We start from the raw sequence: 18,269 nt of genomic DNA, 5'->3' as shown, positions 1-18,269 counted from the left end.
CCGCCGGCAGGCAGCACGGTCTTGACCTGCAGCCTGAGCGACGGCGCAGTGTCCTTGAGGCCCCGGCGGAAGAAGAGGGTGTCCGAGGCGATCTCGCTCTCGCGGTGCACACTGACGATCACGTACTGCCCTTCGCGCACGCCAAGGTCCCTGGCGAGGGCTGCACTGACCGCGCACTCACGACCCGTCAATTGCGGCGGCTGGGGCATGTCGAAGAGAGGCCAGAACTCGCCGGGAACTCCGACGATCTGGACTTCGGGGATCACTGCCTCCGACTCGGCGTTCCGGGCCGCTCCCCTGGTCATCAGCAAGGAGCAGACACCGTGGGTCTGAGTCGCAAGCGAGGGGTCTGCAGCAAGGTCGGCTGCGAGCTTGTCGCGGAAGAAGCCCGGTGCGGAAAGGGCGTAGTCGATGCGTCCCAGGCGAGACAAAGCGGTGTCGCGCAGGCTGCCACGCATTGAGTCGCCGATCACCAGGGACCCGGTGATGGTCGCAACCGCAACCGCGAAACCGAAGACGACCACCACTCCGGTGCGCCAGTTGAAGACCAGACTCCGCAAGACCAGTCGTAGGAGGCTCACTCGCTTCCCCCCTCGACCTCCTCGGCTTCCGCCGGGGATAGCCGTCCGTCGAGGAGTTGCAGACTGCGGTCAAAGCGTGCAGCCTGTGCCAGGTTGTGCGTGGCCATGAGCACGGTCACGCCTCGTTGCCGCGCAACCTCGAGCAGCAAGGATACCACCGCCGCGCCGGTCTGGCGGTCGAGGTTACCAGTGGGCTCATCACACAAGAGCAGCCCAGCGCCATTCACCAGCGCCCGAGCGAGAGCCACGCGCTGACGCTCGCCCCCGGACATCTGAGCCGGGTAAGCCTCCCTGCGCTCCGTAAGGCGCACCCGGGAGAGCAACTCCTGGGCGACGTCCTCCAGGTCTGCACTGCGGGCGGCCCCGAGGGCAAGACCGGGAAGCAGCACGTTCTCGAAGGCGGTGAGTTGCGGGAGGAGATGGTGCTCCTGGAACACGAAGCCGACGCGCTGCGCCCGGAAGGAGGCCAGCTCGCGCCCCGTCAGAGTGGACAGGTCAAGGTCGCCGAGAGTGACCTTGCCCGAAGTGGGCCGATCCAGCGTTCCCAGGAGGTTCAGCAACGTGCTCTTGCCTGAACCCGAGGGGCCGAGAATCGCCAGGGTCTCACCGGGTGCCACCGACAGCGAGACGTGGTCGAGGACAGTGATCTCGCCTCCCTCTGGAGTGGCGAAGCGTTTGGTTAGCTCGTGAAGTTCGAGTTTCTCGGGAGGGGCATTCACCGCAGGTCATCCCCCTGATTGGGCCTGGGTATCGGATGCATCGTCTGGAGGGTTCGCTACTTCCGCAGAACGAGGGCCGCCGTCGGGCAGGCTTCAGCACATTCCCGCGCCACCTGCTCCAGTCCTGCTGCGAGGGTCTCATTGAAGGGCACGCCGATCTGAACGTCGAAGCCGCGGCCGATGAAGGCCAGCCCGAGGCGCTCCTGCGAGCGACCGGCGATCTGCACGCACAGCCCGCAGGCAATGCACTTGCCGGGCTCGTAGGTTACCAGCGGATGGGAAGCCTCTCGCCGGTAGGGCCGTCGATGATCTCGCAGACGCGTTGGCCCCGCACCGTAACGTTCGGACCACTTGCGCAGCTTGCAGCACTCCATCCCTGCGCAGTCGCAATGCAGGCACCGGTCGGCCTCGGCCGCCGCTTCCTCGACACTGAAGCCTGTGGCCTCGCCACCGGAGGGCGTCAGACGGTCATGCTGCGGCGTCAGTGCGGCGAACTCCCGCATCTGGGCCTCCTCGAGGTGTCCCATCTGCACCGTGAAGAGCCGATGAACCCCGGTCAGCAACTCGCCTTCGAGATACTGGCTGATGGAGCACGCGGCGTTGTAGCCGCTTCCGACGGCTCGCACGGCATGATGGGATGGTGAGAAGGCCGACCCGGCCACAAACACACCACGCTGCCGCGTCATCTGCGTGCGCTTGTCCGCCGGGATGCTGGTTCCCGCCAGGGGCAGACCCATCTGCCCGGCGGCCTCGTGGGTTAGCTCGCCGGTGGCCAGCAGGACCGCATGGTACTCGTCCCAAAGCTGCGCCAGGGGGACGTCTCGGCCAACCTGCACCCCGGCCCGCAGTTCCGCACCGAGAACGAGAAGGCTGCGAATCTCTGCGTCCAGCACGTCGCGGGGCAACTGACTGGTCGGCACCGCATAGCGCAGCATTCCGCCGGGTAGCTCGTGCTCGTCGAAGAGCACGCAGGCATGGCCTTCCTGCTGCAGGTAGTAGGCAGCCGTCAGACCTGCCGGCCCCGCGCCGACGATCGCAACCCGGCGTCCACTGGACGGCTTGCAGGCAGGCCGGTGCCGGGCCACCTGAAGGATGTCCCAGTCCCCAACGTAGCGCTTGAGCTGCCGGATGGCGACCGGGTTGTCGAGGCTCCGGCGGCGGCAGCCCTTCTCGCACAACTCGGGACAGATGCGTCCGAGGACCGCCGGGAAGGGGATGCGCTCCTTGACCTTGGCGACGGCCTCGGCCATCTTCCCGGCGGAGATGAGTCGGATCATCTCGGGAATGTCCATCCGCGCCGGGCAGATGGACTGGCAGGGCCCCACGCAGTCGCCCAGATGGTCGCTTAGCAGCAACTCCAGGGCGGTGCGCCGTGCCTCGTGGACCTCCGGCGTCTCACTCTCCACCGCCATACCCTCCACTGCCGTCGTCGCGCAGGAGGGCAGCAGACGAGCGCCGCCGTTCACCTTTACCACACAGACCAGGCAGGAGGTCTCCGGTCGGCAGCCCTCAAGGGAGCACAGCGTCGGGATCTCAAGCCCCAGCTTCCGGGCCGCCTCGAGAATCGTGGCGCCCTCGGGCACGGTCACCTCTCGGTTGTCCAGCGTGATCGTCGGCATGGCAGCATCTCTCGTTGCAGAGCCCCTGCGGGCCTGCGGTCAGACGACCTCGACGGCATCCACGGGACACACTTGGCGGCACGTGTCGCAACGGATGCACTTGGCCTCATCTACCACGTGCTTGCGGTAGGGCGTAAGCTCGATTGCATCGGCCGGGCAACGCTGAGCGCACTTGGTGCAGCCGATGCACTTGTCGTTGATCCGGTAGGCGATGAGCGCCTTGCACTTGCCTGCCGGGCACTTGCCGTTCAGGTGTGCCTCATACTCGGAGCGGTAGTAGCGCAGAGTGGTCAGGACCGGATTGGGCGCCGTCTGCCCCAGTCCGCACAGGCTGCCGCGCTTCACCCACAGAGCCAGTTCTTCGAGCTTTTCCAGGTCGCCCGGTCGGCCGTGCCCGGTACACATGCGGTCGAGCAGGTCCAGCATGCGCCTGGTGCCGATGCGGCAGAAGGTGCACTTGCCGCAGGACTCCCGCTGCGTGAACTCCAGGAAGTACCGGGCGACGTCTACCATGCAGTCGCGGTCGTCCATCACGACGAGTCCGCCCGAGCCCATGATTGCGCCGGCGCCGATCAGAGCCTCGTAGTCGACCGGCGTGTCGGAAAGCTCAGCCGGGATGCAGCCACCGGAAGGTCCGCCGATCTGCACCGCCTTGAAGCGTCGCCCCTCGCCCACTCCTCCACCGATCTCCTCCACGATTCTCCGCAGGCTGATGCCCATCGGAACTTCAATCAGACCGCCGCGCTGCACCTTGCCGGTGAGGGAGAACACCTTGGTGCCCTTGCTGTGCTCGGTGCCCAGCTTCGCGAAGGCCTCCGGGCCGTTGCGCACGATCCACCCCACCAGGGCCAGGGTCTCGACGTTGTTGACCAGGGTCGGGCAGCCCCAGAGCCCGTGCTGCGCCGGGAAGGGCGGTCGCAACCGTGGAGTCCCGCGACGTCCCTCCACCGAGGCCAGCAGCCCGGTCTCCTCGCCGCATACGAAGGCACCCGCGCCCTCCATGATCCGCAGCCGCAGACTGAACTCCGTCCCGAGGATGTGGTCGCCGAGGATCCCGCGCTCCTCACACCTCTGGATGGCCTCGCGCACCCGGCGCACGGCCAGTGGGTATTCATTGCGGATGTACAGCACGCCCTCGCTCGCACCCACGGCATAGGCGGCGATCGCAAGCCCCTCCAGCACGCGGAAGGGATAGGACTCGAGAAGCATCCGGTCCATGAAGGCTCCGGGGTCGCCCTCGTCACCATTGCAGATGACGTACTTCGGTTCGCCCTCAGCCGCACGAACGAACTCCCACTTCCGACCGGTGGGGAATCCCGCTCCTCCCCGCCCGCGCAGGCCCGAGTCACTGATGACCTCGATCACCTGCTCCGGCTGCAGCCTGGTCAGGCAGGTGCGGAGTGCGGCGAAGCCCTCATGCTCCAGGTAGGCCTCCAGGTCGAGCGGGCCGACGGTCCCGTAAAGCTCGGTGGCGAGATGATGCTGCGGGCCCAGGAAGGCGCAGACGGGGCCATCACGGACGTCCAGGGCATAGCGGGTGACCGGCTCCCAGGCTTCATCGGTCAGCAGCTTCTCCAGCGCCGTGTTCAGCGCGGTCCTGACCTTGCGTACAAGGCCTTTGGGCTCGAAGTGCCGCCGGATCACCGCCGCCGCATCCGCAGCGCGCATCCTCGCGTAGGTCGCAGGCGGCTGCCCCGGGATCAGCACCTCGACCAGCGGGGTCTGGTGGCACATCCCGACGCATCCCACCGGCATGACTACGGCGGCCGCGCCGACTTCCTTGACGGCCTCTTCGAGCGCCTGACGGACATCCAGGCTGCCGCCGGCAATGCAACAGGACCCCACACCGATGCGGATCTGCGCCAGACCGTCGGTGTCTGCGTCGGCGCCGGGTTCCGACTCTGCCAGCCCGCCCCGGCGATGCAACTCCAGGAAGTCCGTCACTACCTGCCCGACGCCATCCGGGGTCACGTGACCGTAGGTTATCCCGTCGATCTGCACCACCGGAGCCAGCGTACAGCAACCTAGGCAGTCCACACGCTGAAGCGTGAAGAGGCCGTCGGCGGTCGTATCCTCCTCGCCCTCAACTTCGAGATGTCGGCGGAGTGCTTCGGAGACCAAGGGCGCACCCTTGACGTGGCAGGCAGTGCCGTGGCAGACGCTGATGAGGTGCTTGCCGACAGGGCGATGGCGGAACTTGTGGTAGAAGGTGGAGACGCCCGCGATGGCCGCCGGAGTGATCTCGGTCAGCTCGCACACACGACGCAGGGCGGCCTCGGGGAGGTAACGATAGTGCTGCTGCAGGGCGTGCAGAATCGCGATCAGGACCTCGGGACCGGTGCCAAGCTCGGCGACCGTCTGGTCCACGAAGGTGAGGTCAAGGTCCTGCTGAGCGACAGACTCTTCTTGCGCACCGGGAAGGGGCGCTTCGCCGCCCTTGCAGGCACACGCACACGGCGACGAGGTGACGGGCTGCTCGGCCACAAGCGTCTCGGGCGCCTCCGCTATCTGATCGCCGGCGTTCTGGGCATCATCGGCCGTCTCTGGGGCCGGTATGGTCACGGTATCCTTCTCGCTCATCCGTTGGCAGGTTTCGCTCCCACGCAGAACAGGTTCTTGGTGCCTCGGACAAAGACCTTCCCCGCGGCGAAAGCTGCCGTCGTGTACACCGGCTCACCGAACTTGCCCACGCCGATCGCTTTGAACTCCGGTCCGGCCTCGAAGATGTGCGTGACGCCCTCGGTGTCGGTCAGGTACACCAGCTTCCCGGCGATCACCGGCGAGGCGTTGACCGAGGTGCCCAGGTCATGCTCCCACAGCTTCTTGCCGGTGGCCGTCTCATAGCAGGTCACGAGCCCTCCGCTGGCGGCGAGGATCACAACCTCGTCGTTGGCGGCCGGGCTGCAGATGTCCGGTAGCCCATCGCCTGCTTGCCACACGATTTCGCCCTTGTCACCAGTATTCGGCTCCGGAGGACGGATCGCGAAGAGTCCGGAACCATCCTGCGCGACCAGGACGAGACCGCCCCCGAAGGCGGGAGAAGGCGCCACATCGCCGTTGAGACACATCGTCCTCCACAGTTCCTTGCCCGTGCCCGGATCATAGGAGATGACAAAGGGGCTGGCCATCGTGAGGATCTCGAAGCGCCGGCCCGTGAAGGCAACGATGGGAGTCGACCAGGAGTTGGGAACCGGCCGCGGCGTCCGCCACAGCGTCTTCCCGGTGGCAACGTCCAGGGCCAGCAGCCCGGACAGCCCACCGTCGGGGTCCCCGCCCTGATCGAGCTGCAGCAAGACCAGGTTACGATAGAGGATCGGCGAGGAGGCGTGCCCGTAGATATTATCCAGAGGACCGAAGGAGCGAGACCAGACCTGCTTGCCGGTCAGGTCGAAGGCTGCGACATCACCGTTGGCAAACATCGCCACGACGTTCTTGCCGTCCGTGGTCATGGTCGATGCGGCATACCCGGTCTCCTCATTGACCTCGGGAGCCGGCTGCGACTTGCTCTCGTTGAGTACCACCGCCTGCTTCCATACCAGCTTGCCGGTTGCCACATCGAAGGCATACACCTCGCGCTGCTTGTCATTGGCGCCGCTGAGGTATACGCGGTCCTTCCAGGCCACAGGAGACCCCTTGCCCGGCAGCGGGACCGCAGCCTTCCAGAGGACGCCCTGTCCACTACCGGCGTCCCACTGCACGGGGAACCGGTCTGTCGACACCCGGCCGGGCATGTAGCCTCGGAAGACGGGCCAGTTGGCCAGCAGGTCAGGAGATCCCTGGCCTACCGCGGGAGCGCCACCTTGCGTTCCCGGCAGTCCGGGCCTTTGCGGCCCACCCGGGAATCCGGGCGTTCCTGATCCCTGGAAGCCGGAGCTGCCTGGGCCTCCCATCCCCTGTCTGCCGGTCCGTCCTCCCTCGCCCGCAGACTCGCCGGTGGCACCAGGGCGGCTAGAGCCGCCGGGCCGACCAGGGAAACCCGCAGTTCCTGCCGGACCGGCCGGTCCCGGCTCTCCCTGGCGTCCCTGCTCACCGGCAGGACCACGCTCACCTGCTGGTCCCGTGGGTCCTGGAGGGCCTGCCGGACCTTGCGGTCCGGCGAGTCCCGGACTCCCGGCGGCTGCCAGAGGCGAGAGTGGTGACTGCAGGTTCGGCTGTCCCACAGGTGTAGGCTGCCCGGCAACCATCGACGGGACTTCCATCGGTCCCGGCTGCGGAGGCAGGACGTCCTTCACCGACGTCTTCGCGTACTCCGAGGAGGGATCATGCCTCCCCAGCACAGCCATTACCAGCAAGACCGACGCGAGCACTACGCCAAGGAGAATCACCGTTCGACGCGCCACGGCCGCCTCAAGCCAGACCTTGAGGCCGCTTACCTCCGTCGGCACGGGCAGCCGTGTGCGCAGCTTGAGCACGAAATGCAGCGACACCAGCAGGACCACGACGCCGCCCAGAAGCAGATACGCGCCCTGAATCGCGCGGAGACGAGTGATGTAGTAGGACCAACGGATATCCTGGTCGAGTTTGCGGATGTCGTCGCGCAGCTTCTGGTTCGTGGGCTGCTTGGCCAGGTCGGCCTTCATCATCTCGATTTGTGCCGGTTTCGAGGGGTCGGCAGAGCGGGCCTGGACGGCATTCACCACCAGCAGCACCAGGACGACCAGGCAGAAGACCGCCGCGACGCAGGCGACGGTCACCGCGGTCCGGTAGTACAGTTTCGTGCGGTCACGTTTGACCGGTGCGGTCGACTCAGTGGGCAATTCGGCCATCAACGCCCCTCCTCACCGGGGGTGAGCGCAGAGATGCTCGCGCCCTCGGCTTCGGCTATCACGGACCGGCCCACGGGACAGGCCGAAAAGCAACGACCGCAGGCCACGCAGGCCCCCGGGTCCACCTGGTACGCCTCTCGTCGGCGTCGCACCGACAGCGAGATCATCCTCAGGACAATCACCAGGCCGACCCAAACACCCAGGAGCAGGGAGCCACCATCGAACCGCTTGCGGATCTTGGCCGCCTCCCGGTACAGGTCTGCGCTGGGTGTGCCCTGGGTGGCGAAGGCCTCACTCGCCTCAGTCTTGCCTTTCACCCTACCGTGCTCCTCCAGCCACACGCGGTTGGCCAGGCTGATCGTCGGGTCGAGCTTCGCCAGGACTGGCGCGCTCTGCCACCCGAGGAACCCTCCGGCGGCCAGGATCAGCGGAAAGGCTGCCACCAACCAGGCCAAGCGGCTGCGACCTTCCAGCCGACCGATCCGCGCGTCGGTAACGTTCGGCGGCTGAATCGCCCCGTAAGGGCAGGCGTCCGCACACAGGTGACAGTTCACGCACTCCGTGGGAGTGGTGCGGACCCGCCACCTCGCGAAGGGCGCGATCAGTCGCAGCAGCGCCCCGTAGGGGCACAGGAATCGGCAGTACGGACGGCCCACCACCGTCGCCAGGAGCAGCACCGCGACCCCGAAGATCAGCATCTCCAAGTTCCCGCCGAGGCGGAAGAACAGCACGAAGGGGTCATACCGGCAGACCACAAAGGCACTCCCCAGGGCGGCATACAGCACCGCGACACCCAGGTACAGGAAGGGAAGGACACCGAGGGCCTGGTCGACCCACCGCGGCACCTTCACAGCCCTCAGCAGCACAACCTCCTGCGCCTGACCCAGCGGGCACACTGCCGAGCAAAACACCCGCCCGAAGAACAGCGCGAACAGCAAGGGCAGCACAAAGAACGCGCCCACCACGACAGGCAACACATAGCCCGGGTCGGCAACCGCAAGCGCGACATTCTGAAAGGAGCCGACGGCACAGACGCAGCCATGCCGGTAGAAGCCCAGGTACAACAGGCAGAACACCGACAGAATCGCCAGCTCCCGGCGAGACCGTCGGCGCAAAGCGAAGTACGCCGCCAACGATAGCGCCGTCAGCAGTACCGCCGCATCCACCAGCGATAAGCTCGCATCCCTGGGGCCGGGCTCCGTCGCCTTCGGGAACTGGTAGCCCGTCGTGAACTCCGGCGGCGGGAAGTTCTCGGCAGCCAGCGCTACTCCCACACCCTCCGTCACCAAGACGCACGCGACCAGGGTCCAGGTGCGAAGCCCAGACCCCGAGAACAGACGCGGCCCTCTCCCCTCAGTTCGGTTGGTGAAGCGGTCGCAGTTCATTGCTTGGCGCCCGGACCTTCCTCTTGCTCTGTGCGCAGAAGATAGGGCGTCTGGGCGGGAACTCTCACGAAAGCGTTCGCGGGACAGTTCTGAGCGATGTTGCACTCATTGCAGTTCAGGCAGCGGTCATGCCGTACCTGCAAGACCAGGGAACCATTTCCGAAGGTCTTGCAGCCCTTCACACAGATCCCGCACCCGATGCACTTGAGCTCGTCGATGTCATACTGGAAGTACGGGTCCTCGACGAAGGTGCGCCGGATGGCGTTCGTCGGGCAGCGCTGGTTCTCCGCTCGCTCCTCGTCATTGGCACGCTGGTCCACGAAGTAGCCGAAACAAAGCTCGCAGTAGCCACACACGCGGTACTGGTGGACGCACTTCACCGCCGAGGGGTTCAGGACGCAGTCGGTGGCACACTTGCCGCACTGTACGCACTTGCTCGGATCGATCTGCCATACCGTGTTGTCCGCATGCCCCCGGGTGACCAGCGACCCCAGGGCACCGCCCATCACCAGCACCCCGGCACCGCGCAGGCACTCGGCCAGAATCTGGCGCCGACTGATCCGCTGCTCGGGCCGCTTGAGCTTGCCGTCCTCAGACATCCGCCTCACCTCCTCTGTGCGCGGTCGCGGTAGCCCTGCGCCTCGCTAAGGTCGCACTTGCCGATCAGCGCACAGCCTTCACAGCCCCCGGTGCGAAGGCAGTCTTTGCCTCCACGAGCCACCAGGGCGGTCACTCCCAGTCCGAGCCCGCAAGCCAGGAGGCCGCGACCAAGCCCGGCGAGGAACTGCCGCCGATTCTCTTTGTCTGTGGGTCCCATTTCGCCCTCTCATCCTCGCTGCATCACTTAGGGACGAACACTCTCACCAGCGCCGCCGGGCCATCCAGAACGTAGACTGTGCCGTCGGCGCTTACCGCAAGGTCCAGCGCAGAGGCGTCGCGGGACAACTGTGCCGGTGTCGCGACGACCGCCTGTAACGCTCCCTGCTGATTGTACACCTTCACCCGCGGCAATCCCTTGTCACTGGCCACCACTTTCCCGTCGGGCAGCAGTGCGAGATCCGTCGGGTTGCAGCACCCGGGGAAGCCATCAATCTCCGGCCCGTAGCGTCCCCATGCTGACTTCAACTCTCCCTGGGCCGTGTAGGTTTCCACCAGGTGGCGGCCTGTGTTGTTGACCAGAACCCGCCCCTGATCCAGCGGCACCACGTCCAGGTGAGGACTGGGCAAGAACAGCCCCGGTACCTTCTTCGCGGGGTCCTTCTCACCGAGACGTCCCAGAAGCTTCCCGGTGCGATCATAGCGCAGCACTACGCGATCACCGGCGTCGGCCACCCACACTTGCTCGCCGGAGAGCGCAACGCAGGTCACATAGGGGCTCTTCCCGGCCACCTGCCAGTGGGCCTGCACAGCCCCACCGTCATCACGGATCTCCACACTCCCGCGGTAGCCAAGGGCCACCATCACTGCCTCGTCCACTGCCACGCAGGTCGGCTCGTCACCCAGTTGGGTTCCCGTGGTGCCGACGCCGTCAGCCTCGAAAACCCGCAGGGCCCTGTCACCCACTACGTAGAGTTCGCCTGATCTGCTCAAGGCAATCCCGCGAGGCGTCTGGAAGCCTGTCTGCACCGTGCGGGCTTCGCGGTACTTGACCAGCGCCGGATCGACCTGCCGCAGCGTCTCCAGCGTCTGGTCGATGGTCTGCTGTGGCTGGACGGCCTGCGTGGAGACCTGCCGCCCCTGGTGCAGATGCTGATACACCAGCAGACCGGCAGCCACGACCACCAGGGCCAGACCGGCAGTGGCCCATCCAGCTCCACGACCTCCAGGGCGCCTCGGCGGCACCGTCTCGGCCATCGTTACCTCCCGACTTGCAGACATGCCATGGTGGTCAGGTCTCTCACGATCAGCCGACCGCCAGCCAGGGCCATCGGTCCCCAGGCATCCGGACCGTTGAGGACCTTCGCCCGCGCCAGTCTCTTATATCCACTCGGACTCGCGGACACCAGTGAGAGTTCGCCCTTGTCGTCGAGCACGTATATGTTCCCGCCCGCGATCATATAGGGCCCCAGGCCGAAGCGATCCGTTCCACTGGCCCAGACCTGCTTCCCATCGAGGCTCAGACACGCCAGTTGCCCGCCAGGGATGACGCCGTACAGGTGCCCCCTGTACAGAATCGGGGTCTGCTGGTCGGAGCCGAAAACGTTGGGTTTGAGCCGGAATACCTGCTCGGCCGTGAACTTGCCACCCGAGGGCACGAGCCGCAGCATCATCGCACCGGAGTTGTACCCACCGCAGAGGAAGATCCTGCCGTCACCAATCGGCACGGGGCTCGGAACCGTCGCAGTGCTCACGACCCAGGCGGTCGTGTCCCAGAGGAGGGTTCCCTTGTCGGCTGCAACGCCCGCCACGCCTCCGGAACCACAGTACACATACATCTTCTTCCCGGCAACCGACACGGGGACGATCGAGGTGTGTGTCATCTTCCAGCCGCGTGGGTTGGGGGCCTGCCAGGCCACCTTGCCGGTTGCGATGTCGACGGCGATCATGAGCGCCTTGCCGCCCGGGGCCAGGATCACTCGCCCGTTGTCGATCAGCGGGCACTGCCCGGCGTACCAGGGAGGCACCGTCGCCCCGTACTGCGCCACGAGGTCAATCCTCCACTTCACCGCCCCGGTCTTGGCGTCGCAACACATCACGTGGCACTTCGGTCCCAGGGTCACGACATACTGCTTGTACAGCGCGGGCACTGTGCGCGACATCCCGTGGTTGCGCTTCACGTCCACGGGGTAGCTTTGCGACCACAGCTCCTGCCCGTTGGCCAGGGACAGGCAGCGCAGCTTATCGGCCCGTGCGGTCTGGTCATAGTCCAGCACGTAGACCCGGCTATCTGCAACAGCCGCTCCGGCGTAGCCCTCTCCCATGCTGACCGACCACAGTCGAGTCGGTCCTCCACCCCAACTCGTCAACAGTGACGTGGAGTCCGGACTGAGGTTGTCGCGATTCGGTCCGCGGAAGCCGGGCCAGAACCCCCGCACGGAGGCTATCGGAGCGCCCGAGCCGGCGGCTGCGGTCGCTGAAGCTGCGCCCGGCAGACCTGAAGCGCTACCCGCAGGCGCGCCAACTACGGGACCCGTCCCCAAGGGTGCACCCGGCATCGCCCCGGGAGTCACCGCACCACCAGGTCCGGCAGCCGGTCGGGCAACAACGCCGGTCGCCCCGGCACTGCGATCTGAAGTGGGAGTGCGAGGGGCGACGTCCGCCGGATTGGGCGCTCCTCGGAGCCAGACAACGAGCAGCAAGGCACCGACGATCGCAAAGAATCCGGGGATACCCCAGGTGATCAGTAGTGCCACGGGATCGCGTCGCGAAGGCTGAGGACCTCCCGTGGAAGGAGAAGCAAGGCCGGGCTGAGGTTTCGAGGTGAGCGGGCCTTCGGGCGGACTTGCCTGCGATTCAGACATCGACGTCCTCGTCCTTCGGGAGGCAGAACTGAGGGTTGACCGTTTGTATAACAATATTATAGACTGCCTAGAACACTGTCAAGTTCGCACGCCTTGCCCGATCCGGTCTGGTGGACTGCTGATGAGGAACGCGCAGGTCGTCATCGCACAGCCCTTCCCTGAAGACGCTGAAGCCGTCGCGGGACTGCTCGCGCAGTGTCGGCAGTCAGGGGCTCAGACCACTGTCATCCCACATCCCTATCACCTACCCGAAGGCAGCGCGGTGTGGCCAGAGCTGCAGCGGCTGTCGCCCATCGCAGCCTTCTTCTCGTGCCTGCACCCTCGGGCGCTCAGGGCGCTTCTCCACCATCGCGGAATCTCGGTGCCGGAGGACGGCTGCGTGAACCTCGCCGACGAGTCCGCAGTGGAGCGGGCCCTGGCGGCGATTGGTGCGGTTGCCGGGGACTCGGCAGTCGCTAGTGAGACCACTGTCCTGGAGGGTCGCCTCGCGGAGCGCTGGTACCCGGTCATCGACCTGGAGCGCTGCCGGAACTGCGGCCATTGCCTCCAGTTCTGCCTGTTCGGTGTCTACTCGCAGGACGGCGCCGGTCAAGTGACGGTGACCAATCCCGACAACTGCAAGCCGGGCTGCCCGGCTTGCTCACGCATCTGTCCCGCCGGTGCGATCGTCTTCCCTCTGTACACGGACGACCCGGCGATCTGCGGCGCTCCGGGCAAGTTCGTGACCCTTGACGCCGAAGCCCGGCGGATGTACTACTCGCGGACTGGCGCGACTTGTCCTCTGTGTTCGGGGGCGGAGGGTGAGCTGCCGCCGGAGTTGGCCGGGCAGAAGACCTGTCCGGAGTGCGGGCGTGCCTTGCCGCAGGCCCCGCAGGCGCCGGGCAGCCAGCCGGTCCTCGACGAGATCGACGCCCTGATCGCACAGCTTGACGAAAGCGCACGCAGGAGTCCTTGAGTGTTACGACGCGACGGCTACCCGATCGTCCTCACCGCTGACCGAACCCTGATGGCAGACTATCGTGTCCTGCTGGATGGGATGACGGCGGCCAGCCAGACGACGCGGACCCCGGCTGCGATCATGAACCACCTGCTGATGCCCCGGGCGGCACATCCCGAGGGGCAGTGTGTGGTCGCCCCGCTGGGGTTGCGCCGCGTCGAGGCGGCCCTGGTTCGCGGCGGCATCGACCCCGGTGACATCGTCGTCGTCGACGACGCACACCTCCACCAGGCCATCGGCCCGGCAACTCTCGTGGTCGGCATCAGCTCCGGCGAGCCGCACGGCCTCGGTATGAGCAGCTCCACCATGGCCGGGATCGCAGGCGGCGAGATCTACCCGCTGGCGATGTTCCGCCAACTGCTCAGTGGGGTTCGCGCCTACTTGCAGGCCCGTGCTCCGCAGGCCCGGGTTCTCCTGGGCGGACCGGGAGCCTGGCAGCTTGCGCAGGACACTTCTTCCCCTTCCTCCGTCACCCCTGCAGAGACCGGAGTCGATCATGTCGTCGTGGGCTACTCCGAGGGCAACGTGGTCGAGGTCTTCTCGAAGCTCCTGGCCCAGGAGAGTCTGCCTGCTGTGACCCTCGGTGAGGGCGTCCCCGTAGATCAGATTCCGCCCATACGGGGCGCTACGACCATGGGAGTGGTGGAGATCAGCCGGGGCTGTGGTCTTGGCTGCGGCTTCTGCGCCATCGCCACGACACCCATGGGGCATCTCCCGACGGACACGATTCTTGCCGACGTTGAGACGAACCTTGCCGCCGCGAAGACCGCCCTCGCCGCTCTGAGTGAGGACTTCTTCCGTTACGGGGCCAGCGGCGTTCACTGTAGACCCGCGACAGCTCTCGCCCTTCTGGAGCAGATCCGGGCGCTCAAGGCAGTGCGGCTTCTGCAACTCGACCACGCCAACATCGCCAGCATCGCGCAATGGACCGACGGCGAGATTCGTCAGGCGCGAGACCTTCTGGTGGGCGACCAGGTGACGCGCCGTCCCTGGGTGAACGTGGGCGTCGAGACGGCCGCAGGAGAGCTGCTGCAGGCCAGTGGCGGGCGCGCCAAGATGGGAGCCATTGGCCCGGACACCTGGGGCGAGGTGTGCGAGGAGCAACTGCGACGGCTCTGTCGCGCGGGGTTCCTGCCTATGGTCAGCCTTCTTGTCGGCCTTCCCGGCGAGACACCCGAGCACGTACAGCAGACCCTCGACTGGGTACGGCGCTTCCGCGGTGAGGCCATCACCCTCTTCCCGGTGATCTACGCTCCTCTGGACGGCACTGCGCCGCCCGTGCTGACACGGCTACACTGGGACTTGGTGCGAGAGTGCTACCGGTTCAACTTCAAGTGGACGCCGCGAATCTACCTCGACGACCAGAAGGGTGCCGGAGCGCCGCTGAGCCGTCGCCTCCTGATCCAGCTCCTGGCCAAGGGTCAGGTCGTTCTGTGGACGGGTCATCTGGCCCGACACCGCCGGAGGGCGCCGGCATGATGCACCCGGATCGTCTGCAGCAGGCCCTCGCGACAGCAGTGAACCATCTGCTGTCGCTTTGCTCGCCGGAGGGTCACTGGGAGGGCCATCTGTCCTCTTCGGCCCTGGCAACCGCGACGGCAATCAGTGCGCTGTCACTGGCCGCGATGCCCGAGGACCGCGAGAGAACCGCGGCAGGACTGGACTGGCTCTGCCGGACCCAGAACGAGGACGGCGGCTGGGGCGATACTCCCGACAGCCCCAGTAACCTCTCCACGACTCTCCTCACCCTTTCCGCGCTCCATCTGAGTCACGCACAATCCGACCGTCAGAGCGCATATGAGCGGGCCGAGGCCTACGTAACACACCGGGCCGGTGCCACACCCGGGGAGCGGGTCGCGGCGATCCGCAAGACCTACGGCGCTGATCGCACCTTCGCGGTGCCTATCCTCATGAACTGCGCCCTTGCAGGTCTGGTGCCCTGGAGTGAGGTTCCGGACTTGCCCTTCGAGATGGCGGCTTTGCCGCGGTCGCTTTACCCCGTGCTCCGGTTGCAGGTGGTCAGCTATGCCCTTCCGGCGCTCATTGCCGTCGGCCTCACTGTTCACCATCACAAGGGCAGCGGTCGCTCCCGGCGCTTTCTGAGGTCGGCGGTTACCCCGGGCGTCCTGAGGACCCTGGAGCGGATCCAGCCGGAAAGCGGCGGGTACCTGGAGGCCACTCCGCTCACCGCCTTTGTCACCATGGGCCTGGTCGGCGCGCTTGGTCCGGAACATCCCGTGCTGTCTCGTTGTCTGCACTTCCTGCGAACCAGTCTTCGCGAGGATGGGAGCTGGCCGATCGACACCCATCTCGCCACCTGGGTTACGAGCGGGGCCGTGAACGCCCTCGAGCAGGCAAGGCCCGTGCTTCCAGAGGACGGGCCGGCTCAGGATGCTGCGGCGGCGCTGGTAGTGTCCCGACAATGGCTTGCCGGTCAGCAGCGCGGCACGGTGCATCCATACACCGGTGCAGCAGCGGGAGGCTGGGGCTGGTCGTACCTGTCCGGCAGCGTTCCCGATGCCGATGACACCTCGGGTGCCGTGCTTGCCCTTGCCGGGACCGCGAACTCGAAGGGGATTGCCGAGGGTGCCCGGTGGCTGATGGACCTGCAGAACGCCGACGGTGGGTGGCCGACCTTCTGTCGCGGCTGGGGTCAGTTACCCTTTGACATGAGCTGCGCCGACATCACCGCCCATGCCCTGCGAGCGCTTCATGCCGTCGATCCCCTCGGTCAGGACCAGCGTCTTGCGACCTGCATGCGTCGTGGCTTGTCCTATCTGGTGCGCACGCAGCGGGCTGACGGTTCCTGGGTCCCGCTGTGGTCTGGAAGTCAGCGGACCGCAGATCACAGCAACCCGGTGCTCGCCACCTCGCGGGTTCTGATGGCGCTGGCCGAGCTTGGTCCTGGTGGTGAGCAGGCGCAGCGGGGCCTGAAGTACCTCCTTGCTGCACAAAGCGAGGAGGGTGGATGGGGCGCCGAAGCCGGTGTGCCTGTCACCGTTGAGGAGACCGCTCTGGCCGTGAGCGCCCTTGCACAGTGGCCTCAGGCTGCTCCGGAGGCGCTGTCACGAGGCATAGAGCAGCTCGTAGCGCGGGTCGAAGAAGGGTCCTGGACGAACGCCGCGCCCATCGGTCTGTATTTCGCGAGTCTGTGGTACAGCGAAGCCCTTTACCCGGTCATGTGGACCGTCGAGGCGCTGGCTCGCGCCAGTCGATCTCTTGCCACCGGAGCCGGATAGGGCTGTGGTGCCGCTCTGAACCGCCCGACCCTGGGCGGAGCATTCATCATCCTCAGGAGGAGACACATGTCCCTGGCGTTCCATGCCCGCAGGATCATGCTCGTTACGGTGCTGGTGGTCGCAGCCACCAGTGCCCTGGCCTCTGAGACGGTTGGTTGGCGCACCGACGGCACCGGCAGGTACCCCACAGCGACGCCCGTTCTGCAGTGGGGACCGGACCAGAACGTGAGATGGAAGACGGCGCTCCCGGGCACCGGCAACGCTACGCCGATTCTGGTCGGCAACAGGATCTTCCTCTGCGCTGAACCCTCGACACTCGTCTGCCTGGAGGCGACCGATGGCCATATCCTCTGGCAGAAGACGAACACCTACGAGGACATCGCCTCTCCCGAGGACCTCGCCAAGATCGGCCCTGACCAGGCCAAGGCGAAGGCCCTCGAAGGGGAGTTCAACAAGGCGAGTCGCGAGGCGAATCAGGCGAAGGCCGGTCTGCAGTCCAAGCCTGACGACGAAGCGCTCAAGACCAAGCTCGCGGCAGCTCAGGCCAGGCAGACCGCCATCGGCCTCGAACTCGAGCCTTACCGGAAGCTCTGGTACATCCTGCCGCCGCGGCATGACATCAACGGCTACTCCTCCGCCACGCCGGTCAGTGACGGCCACTACGTGTGGGTAGTGTTCGGCACGGGCATCGTCGCCTGCTACGATCTGGAGGGCAACCGTCAGTGGGCGAAGTTCATCGAGAAGCCAACGGACATGTGGGGGCACAGTGCTTCGCCTGTGGTGGTCGGGGACAAGCTGATCGTGCACATCAGCCAGTTCACCGCCCTGGACAAGAGCACCGGAGCAAGGCTGTGGCAGACCCGGTCCGGGGCGTGCTGGGGTACCCACCTTCCGACGGCGATCGGTGGCACCCAGGTCATCGTCACGCCCAAGGGCGAGATACTTCGGGTCGATGACGGCGTGGTCCTCGCTAAGGGCATCGCCGGCCTGGAGTACGCGAGCCCCACCCTCGACGGCCGCATCGCCTACTTCATCGAGAACGGCGGCAAGGCTGTCGAGTTGCCCGAGGCTGTCGTGGAGAACAAGGTTGTGTGCAGGAAGCTGTGGAACACTCAGCCAAAGAAAGATCGCTACTACGCTTCGCCGGTCCTGCATGAGGGGCTCCTGTATGCAGTGAACCAGGTGGGCGTGTTCAGTTGCATCGATGCGGCGACCGGCGAGGTTGTCTATGAGCAGAACCTGGGTCTGGGCAGGGCGGTCTGCTACCCGAGCGTGACCTTCGCCGGTGGTCACCTGTTCGTCGCTGGCGACAATGGCACAACCGTAGTCGTCACTCCGGGCCGCACCTACTCGGAGGTCGGCCGCAACAAGATCGAGCCCTATCGGGGCTCACCCGTGTTCGACGGTGACCGGCTGTTCTTGCGCGGATTCCAGAACCTGTACTGCATCGGCGCCGTCAACTGACCATGGTACCCGTCTGGAAGGACGAGGGGACGGTCAGA

General features: G+C 66.2%; 14 protein-coding genes. 4 read left to right on the top strand and 10 right to left on the bottom strand.

Annotated elements, in window-relative coordinates; all coding sequences use genetic code 11:
- The 10 genes from ABFE16_03660 to ABFE16_03615 form a co-directional block, all read right to left on the bottom strand.
- Positions 1-581: hypothetical protein (locus tag ABFE16_03660; protein MEN6344373.1), on the bottom strand; the 581-nt coding region annotated here is incomplete at its 3' end.
- Entirely contained in the window at positions 578-1,300 is a 723-nt protein-coding gene (locus ABFE16_03655; GenBank protein MEN6344372.1) for an ABC transporter ATP-binding protein, read from the bottom strand. The genes ABFE16_03655 and ABFE16_03660, both read right to left, overlap by 4 nt.
- Positions 1,301-1,356: 56 nt before the next feature.
- Positions 1,357-2,919 (bottom strand): 2Fe-2S iron-sulfur cluster-binding protein, encoded by a 1,563-nt coding sequence (locus ABFE16_03650; protein MEN6344371.1) that lies wholly within the window; start codon positions 2,917-2,919, stop codon positions 1,357-1,359.
- A gap of 39 nt (positions 2,920-2,958) precedes the next feature.
- Complete coding sequence (locus tag ABFE16_03645; GenBank protein ID MEN6344370.1) at positions 2,959-5,481, bottom strand: NAD(P)H-dependent oxidoreductase subunit E; 2,523 nt, start codon at positions 5,479-5,481, stop codon at positions 2,959-2,961.
- 14 nt (positions 5,482-5,495) lie between these two features.
- On the bottom strand, positions 5,496-7,685 hold the full coding sequence (locus ABFE16_03640; GenBank protein ID MEN6344369.1) for a PQQ-binding-like beta-propeller repeat protein: 2,190 nt from the start codon (positions 7,683-7,685) through the stop codon (positions 5,496-5,498).
- Complete coding sequence (locus ABFE16_03635; GenBank protein MEN6344368.1) at positions 7,685-8,959, bottom strand: 4Fe-4S binding protein; 1,275 nt, start codon at positions 8,957-8,959, stop codon at positions 7,685-7,687. Before ABFE16_03635 ends, ABFE16_03640 begins: the two co-directional genes overlap by 1 nt.
- Positions 8,960-9,066: 107 nt before the next feature.
- Positions 9,067-9,669, bottom strand: a complete 603-nt coding sequence (locus tag ABFE16_03630; GenBank protein ID MEN6344367.1) for a ferredoxin — start codon at positions 9,667-9,669, stop codon at positions 9,067-9,069.
- A gap of 5 nt (positions 9,670-9,674) precedes the next feature.
- Positions 9,675-9,887: a hypothetical protein gene (locus ABFE16_03625; protein ID MEN6344366.1), complete on the bottom strand. Its 213-nt coding sequence runs from the start codon at positions 9,885-9,887 to the stop codon at positions 9,675-9,677.
- A 23-nt stretch (positions 9,888-9,910) separates the two neighbouring features.
- Entirely contained in the window at positions 9,911-10,924 is a 1,014-nt protein-coding gene (locus ABFE16_03620; GenBank protein MEN6344365.1) for an NHL repeat-containing protein, read from the bottom strand.
- 2 nt (positions 10,925-10,926) lie between these two features.
- Positions 10,927-12,423, bottom strand: a complete 1,497-nt coding sequence (locus ABFE16_03615; GenBank protein ID MEN6344364.1) for a PQQ-binding-like beta-propeller repeat protein — start codon at positions 12,421-12,423, stop codon at positions 10,927-10,929.
- Positions 12,424-12,652: 229 nt separating this feature from the next.
- Here ABFE16_03615 and ABFE16_03610 point away from each other — a divergent pair, with 229 nt between their 5' ends.
- The 4 genes from ABFE16_03610 (at position 12,653) to ABFE16_03595 (ending at position 18,231) form a co-directional block, all read left to right on the top strand.
- Positions 12,653-13,486 (top strand): hypothetical protein, encoded by an 834-nt coding sequence (locus ABFE16_03610; protein ID MEN6344363.1) that lies wholly within the window; start codon positions 12,653-12,655, stop codon positions 13,484-13,486.
- Positions 13,487-15,007, top strand: a complete 1,521-nt coding sequence (locus ABFE16_03605) for a radical SAM protein (protein MEN6344362.1) — start codon at positions 13,487-13,489, stop codon at positions 15,005-15,007. It begins immediately after the preceding gene.
- Positions 15,004-16,767, top strand: coding sequence for a prenyltransferase/squalene oxidase repeat-containing protein (locus ABFE16_03600; GenBank protein ID MEN6344361.1), 1,764 nt, complete (start codon positions 15,004-15,006; stop codon positions 16,765-16,767). The genes ABFE16_03605 and ABFE16_03600 overlap by 4 nt, the downstream gene beginning before the upstream one ends.
- A 66-nt stretch (positions 16,768-16,833) precedes the next feature.
- Positions 16,834-18,231, top strand: coding sequence for a PQQ-binding-like beta-propeller repeat protein (locus ABFE16_03595; protein MEN6344360.1), 1,398 nt, complete (start codon positions 16,834-16,836; stop codon positions 18,229-18,231).
- Positions 18,232-18,269: the final 38 nt, after the last annotated feature.

This window comes from Armatimonadia bacterium (assembly GCA_039679385.1).
Lineage (GTDB): Bacteria > Armatimonadota > Zipacnadia > Zipacnadales > JABUFB01 > JAJFTQ01.
Note: the sequence above shows the minus strand (reverse complement) of the source record. Positions and strands in the feature narration are given on the sequence as shown.